The sequence below is a fragment of the Kocuria sp. ZOR0020 genome (assembly GCF_000800955.1).
GTDB lineage: Bacteria > Actinomycetota > Actinomycetes > Actinomycetales > Micrococcaceae > Kocuria > Kocuria subflava.
This window is the reverse complement of the sequence record NZ_JROX01000117.1, coordinates 1-5,643: the sequence shown is the minus strand read 5'-3', so window position 1 is coordinate 5,643 and position 5,643 is coordinate 1. Positions and strand designations below refer to the sequence as shown.

5 protein-coding genes and 1 pseudogene are annotated in these 5,643 nt (G+C 64.7%); all 6 read right to left on the bottom strand.

Annotated features, from left to right (window positions below):
• Positions 1–228: pseudogene (locus L979_RS07770) on the bottom strand (glycosyltransferase family 1 protein); the annotation flags it as partial.
• Positions 229–248: 20 nt separating this feature from the next.
• Entirely contained in the window at positions 249–1,517 is a 1,269-nt protein-coding gene (locus L979_RS07765; RefSeq protein ID WP_047691227.1) for a glycosyltransferase family 4 protein, read from the bottom strand.
• Positions 1,514–2,719, bottom strand: a complete 1,206-nt coding sequence (locus tag L979_RS07760) for a glycosyltransferase family protein (protein ID WP_047691224.1) — start codon at positions 2,717–2,719, stop codon at positions 1,514–1,516. Before L979_RS07760 ends, L979_RS07765 begins: the two co-directional genes overlap by 4 nt.
• A 173-nt stretch (positions 2,720–2,892) precedes the next feature.
• Positions 2,893–3,573 carry a response regulator transcription factor gene (locus L979_RS07755; protein ID WP_047691222.1) on the bottom strand — a complete coding sequence of 227 codons (681 nt, stop codon included), beginning with the start codon at positions 3,571–3,573 and terminating at the stop codon, positions 2,893–2,895.
• A 15-nt stretch (positions 3,574–3,588) separates the two neighbouring features.
• Complete coding sequence (locus L979_RS07750) at positions 3,589–5,175, bottom strand: cell wall metabolism sensor histidine kinase WalK (protein WP_081994028.1); 1,587 nt, start codon at positions 5,173–5,175, stop codon at positions 3,589–3,591.
• A gap of 113 nt (positions 5,176–5,288) precedes the next feature.
• Positions 5,289–5,643 (bottom strand): DbpA RNA binding domain-containing protein (locus L979_RS07745; RefSeq protein ID WP_047691220.1); only part of this gene is annotated, 355 nt, incomplete at its 5' end.

Here is a 5,643-nt window from a genome sequence, read left to right as displayed (position 1 = left end):
CTCCATCCGATCCTCAGCCTGGGCTGCCGGCGCCTTGGGCACGGGAACGTGCACCACCTCAAGGTCCGCCAGGTCCTGGGGAACCTGATCGCCCACACGGGTGGCGTAGACGGTGACCTCCCACCCCAGGGCACGCCAACACCGGATGATTTCCTGCACGTGCACAGAGGCGCCCTTGGACCCGAATACCGGGATGCCGGGGTCTGCACTGATGTAGGCCAGACGCATCAGGTAACACCTTCCTTCGATCACTGTGTGGGCTCAGTGGGTTGGACGATCTGACGACTCGGCATGAGTTCCCCCAGCCGCTGAGCCTGTCTGCGCGAATCGAAATGGGTCTCCACGACGTCGCGACCGGCCCGGGTCACGGCCACACGGTCCCACCCGGGTTCAGCCACGGTCCGGAAAGCCTGTGCCAGGGAGTCGACGTCACCGGGTTCCAACAGGATTCCGGTCTGTGCGGCTGCCCCCGGTTCCCCGTTGCGCACCACCTCCGGAATGCCGGTGACAGACGTGGCGATCACCGGCACCCCCATGGCCATGGCCTCCAGCAACACGGTGGGCAAGCCATCGGCATTGCCGTCCGCGCCCACCACGCAGGGGGCTGCAAACACATCAGCCCGACGCAGCAGGTCCACGATCTCACCCTGGGTCCGTGGGCCCAAGAACTCGATGTGTTCCGTGATGCCCAGAGCCACGGCGAGCTCACGCAGGGAGGCCTCACGTTCACCACCCCCGGCCACGGTGACCTTCAGTTCCAAACCATCAGCCAGTGCTGCGGCAGCGGCTCGGATCAAGACGTCAAAACCTTTTTTCTCCACCAGGCGTCCCACGCCCACCACATGCAACGGGCCTGCCGGGGCTGCGGGTTGTGCGTAGGGGAATCTGCTCAGTTCCAATCCGTTGTGGACCAGGTGCAACGGCGTGCCCGTGGGGGTGAAGGACTGCGGGAAATTGCGCAGAAGGAACTGCCGGTTGAACTCGGAGATGGTGACCACGTGCTCGGCCCACCTGAAGGTGCGCTGCAAACGGTGGTGGCTCACGGATCCATGGAACAAATCCTTGGCGTGGGTGGTCACGGAGAACGGGACACCGGTGAGCCGGGAGGCGATCTCCGCCACCTTCACGGACAGGTTGGCAAAGTGACAGTGCAGGTGTGTAATCCCGTGGGTGACCACGGAACAGGCCAACTCGATGCCCTGATGAACCTCGGAGGCTTCCGTGGACACCAGATCCGGCAACAGCTGGGCCCATCGGTTGCCGAAGTCTGGAACCACGCGCTGAGCCTGAGCCATCACCTCCCAGGCCTCTGAGGCTTTGAACGGGCGGTGGATGTAGGTCACAGGGGCCTGGACGCGGGCCAGTTCCGGGTGGAAACGGGTGTCCGTGGTGTGGCGCAGCGCAAAGATCTCAAGGTGCTCCCCCTGGGCCTCACGGGCCAGGATCTCCGTGACAATGAACGTCTCCGAGAACCGTGGATAAACCTTGAGGACGTAGCCGATTCTGTGCTGGGTCATCGGGACAGAGCCCCTTGACCGCAGATGCCCGAGGGCAGCGGGTGTGCTGCGGTCAAAGCCTGTGCGGCCAGATGGGCAGCGGTCTGAAGGCCGCTGAGGTTCAGGTGGTGGCGCAGCCTGACCGTTCCCACCGCCCGGCGCATCCACGCTGAGATCGCCTGGGCCGTGAGGTCCCGGGCCCGCAAGAGATCCACGGCGCCCACTTGCCGCAGCGCGGTGGCCCGGATCAACTGTTCCTGACGCGGATGCTCTCGCGGCACAATCAAGGCCGGGGTGTTGGTGGTCAGAATCTCCGTGGTGGAGTTGTACCCACCCATGGAGATCACGGCGTCAGCCGCCAGGACCTCCGCCAAGGCATCAGGCATCGCGTTGACCACAATGGTGCGTTCACTGGCCACGGTCTGAATGCGTTGCACTTGCGCCGGGTCCATCTGTGGACCGGTGATCACCAGGTGACGGTACCCGTGCGGCACCCGCGCGCGGGCGGCGGCGGTGAGCAGGTCCACACCGTCCGATCCACCGCCTGCCATGGACACGATGTACGGACGGCTCATGCCAGAGGTCCGCTCCCCCACGGGACGCCCCGCCGCCAGGTAACCGGTGTGCTGAATCATGTCCCCAAGCTCCGCGGGGATCTCTCCACTGCTGACGGGGTCATGGACATCGCGGTCACCGTAGACCCAGATGTGGTTGTAGACGGCGCGGAAGGTCTCCAGCTCTCCCAGATTCTCCCATTCACGGGCAGCCGCCTCCGGGGAATCCAGGACTTCACGCAACCCCAGAATGATCTGGGTCTGCGGGAACTCGGCACGCAGTCGCAGCAGCGGTGCCTGGAGCTCGCGCTGCACACCCCAGGCGTGGCGGTCCACAACCACCAGATGCGGATGGAAGCCCAACAACGCGGCCTCGATCAACCCAGAGCGCAGATTGGTCAGATGATCCATGCCCACGGACAGGTTGCGCGGTTCGTAAGTGCCGGTGTCCTTGGCCACTCCGGGCAGCACCACCCAGTCAAAGCCCTCCGGTTTGTCATGAGCCGTGGCGTTGTCCACGCCGGTGAGCAGAAGACCCGTCACCGCCCGTCCGGTCAGACCGGGAAGGTGATTCACCAGGGCGTGCGCCAAAGCCACATTGCGTCGGGTGTGGCCCAACCCTTGGGAGTCGTGCGAGTAGAACACCACCCGCAACTCTTCGGTCTCCATGACCCGTCCCCTCGCTCAGTCGTCATCGCTGCACTGCACCCACTGTCTCGGGGCAGGATGAAGACCCTATGAGCCGTTCATGAGGAGACTCTCATCTGCCTACGCACCAACAGGCCTTGCGGCGGCGTCGTCTATCCGCGACGGTCCACACCGGCCGCAGCACGACGACGACCTCAGACCTCCGCCAAGCGGTAGCCCACCCCTCGCACGGTGACGAACCTCTCTGGACCCAGCTTGTTGCGCAGGTACCGGACGTAGACGTCCACCACGTTGGAGGCGCCGTCGAAGTCGTAACCCCACACCTTGGTGAGCAGTTGGTCCCGGGTGAGCACCTGGCCAGCGTTCTCCAGGAACACGGTGGCAATGCTGAACTCGCGTGCGGAGAGCTCCACGTACTCCTCGGCCCCGGACTCCGTGGCCAGCACGGCGCAGCGTTTGCCGATGTCCAAGGACAACGTGCCGTAGCGCAGTTCCTCCTCCGCCACCGCCGGTGTGGCGTTTCGCAAGCGTGCTTTCACCCGGGCCAGAAGTTCTTGGAACCGGAAGGGTTTGGCCAGATAGTCATCGGCACCCTTGTCCAGGCCCTGCACGGTGTCTTCCACGGAATCACGGGCCGTGCACATGATCACCGGCATGGTGGAACCCATGCTGCGCAGCACGGAGAGCACCTTGAACCCGTCCATTCCCGGCAGCCCAACGTCCAGGATCAACAAGTCGAACTCCCCCGTGGCGGCGTAGTCCAGGGCCGTCACGCCGTCCTCCACCACGGTGGTGGTGAACCCGGAGGCACGCAGCCCCTTCTGGATGAAGCGGGAGATCCGCTCCTCGTCCTCGGCAATGAGGATGTTGGCCATTGCTGGTCCTTTCGTTCAGTTCTCTGCGCTACCTGCCACGGCGCGGTCGGATTCCGACGGCGGCCGTTCGGGCAACCACAATGTGAAAGTCGAGCCGCGCCCCGGGTGGGACCGCAGCCTGACCACACCACCGTGGCCCTCGGCAATGGCGGTCACGATCGCAAGCCCCAACCCGGAGCCCTCCACCGAGCGCCCGGCCTCCGCGCGACCAAATCGCTCGAAGATGCGTTTCTGGTCCTCCGGTTTGATCCCCATGCCCGTATCACGCACCCACAGCTCCAAGAAGCGACGGGAGGTTGCCCCGGTGGCGGCCAGGACGTCGTCGGGAGCCGCAGACCAGGCCGCGCCCAGAGCGATCACATCCCCCTCTTGGGAGAACTTCACGGCATTGGCCGCCAACTGCACCACGGCCTGTGTCAGACGCTGTCGGTCGGCCACTGCCCGTCCGCCGGCAGCACCTTCCAGCCGCCAGTCACGCTGCCCCAACGCCGGCAGACGTTCCATGGTGGCTTCCAGGAACTCCCAGACGTTGACCGACTCGGCCCGGATGAAGTCTGCGCGCTGGGACTTGGCCAGCAGCAACAGATCCTCCACCAGGCGATTCATGCGCTCGATCTCATCCAGCAGCATGGCCCGGGTCTCCTCCACGTCCCCGGGGTCATCGGCATCCATGAGCTCCAGGTTGCCGTGCAGGATGGTCAGCGGCGTTCGCAGCTCGTGGGCGGCGTCGTCCAAGAACTGCCGCTGCTGGTCAAAGCCGTCTTCAATGCGGTCCAGCATGTAGTTGAAGTGACGGGCCAATTGACCGACGTCGGAGTCCTCCTGGGCCACCGGGACGCGCTGGGTGAGGTCGTCCACGGTGATCTTCTGCGCAGCCTCCCGCAGCCGCGTGATGGGGGCGGTGACCCTACCCACCAGGAAGAACGCGATCAGACTTCCCAGCACCAGCATCACTGCGGAGATGCCCAGATAACGCCACAAGGATTCGTAGATGAGTTCCCGCTGGACACCCCGGTCGGTCCCGATGACCAGATAGGCCGTGCGGTCATCGGTGGGCAGGGAAACGTCAATGACTCCCAGCCGCAGGTTCTCCCCGTCCATCTGGTGGTCAAAGATCACGGTCTGCCGAGCCTGGGCCCGGTCCTGGACCGCGCGGATGCGTTCCGGGTGGTCCAATTGGAAGCGGGACTTCCCCAAATATTCGTAGGCGGGCTGTCCGTCCAGGATGACCATGAAGTTCTCGTACTCACCCGGAACCGTAGTGGTCATGTAGGTGTAGAGCAGTTGATCGACGTCCTGGAACGGCTCACCCTCCACGGGGCCGGGGCCTTCCGGGACAGTGGTCTCCGGCCCCAACGGACCACGCTCGGCCAGGCGTTGGAGTTGACTGACCTCCTGCTCGATGTCCCGCTGGATTTGTTCATCAAGGTCCAGCAGGCGGAGATAGTGGGTCACTCCACCCACCAGGGTCAGGGTCAGCGCCATGCAGATGATGGTGGCGGCCAGCACACGGGCACGGACGGACTGAAGCTCCGCCCGCACCGTGGTCCATCGCGTCAACCAGCCTGGCGCAGCCATACGGCCAGCGTACTGGCGAGTCATGAGACAAGTATGAAGCCGCCTGTCAGCAGCTGCACCGGGGCGTAAAATCCCTGGATCACTGCCGAACAGGCGGCTTCATGCTGCCCTCAGGTCCTGCTCAGAGGACCCCGGGCTCAGTAGTTCTTCTTGAACTTGGGCTTGCGCTTGTCACGGCCCTCGCCAAAGCGGTCACCGCCAAAACGGTCATTGCCGCGGAAGCTCTGCTTGCCCTTGGGGCCGCGGCCACCAGAACGCGGGGGACGGTCACCGTAGCCACCGCCGCGCGGACGGCCCGCACCGGAACCGCCGCCGCCCTTGGGGCCACGGTCCATGCGGATGTCCAGGCTCTGCCCGTTGATCTTGATCTCGCCCAGACGCTTGAGGTCATCACGGGAAAGGTCATCAGGCAGCCCCACCAGGGTGAAGGACGGACGGATTTCAATGGCGCCGATGTCGCTGCCGTTCAATCCGCCTTCGTTGGTCAAGGCA

What these genes read in the sequence shown, in the direction of transcription:
- L979_RS07765 (WP_047691227.1), bottom strand. Translation starts at nt 1,517, where the DNA reads ATGACCCAGCACAGAATCGGCTACGTCCTCAAGGTTTATCCACGGTTC.
- L979_RS07760 (WP_047691224.1), bottom strand. Translation starts at nt 2,719, where the DNA reads ATGGAGACCGAAGAGTTGCGGGTGGTGTTCTACTCGCACGACTCCCAA.
- L979_RS07755 (WP_047691222.1), bottom strand. Translation starts at nt 3,573, where the DNA reads ATGGCCAACATCCTCATTGCCGAGGACGAGGAGCGGATCTCCCGCTTC.
- L979_RS07750 (WP_081994028.1), bottom strand. Translation starts at nt 5,175, where the DNA reads ATGACTCGCCAGTACGCTGGCCGTATGGCTGCGCCAGGCTGGTTGACG.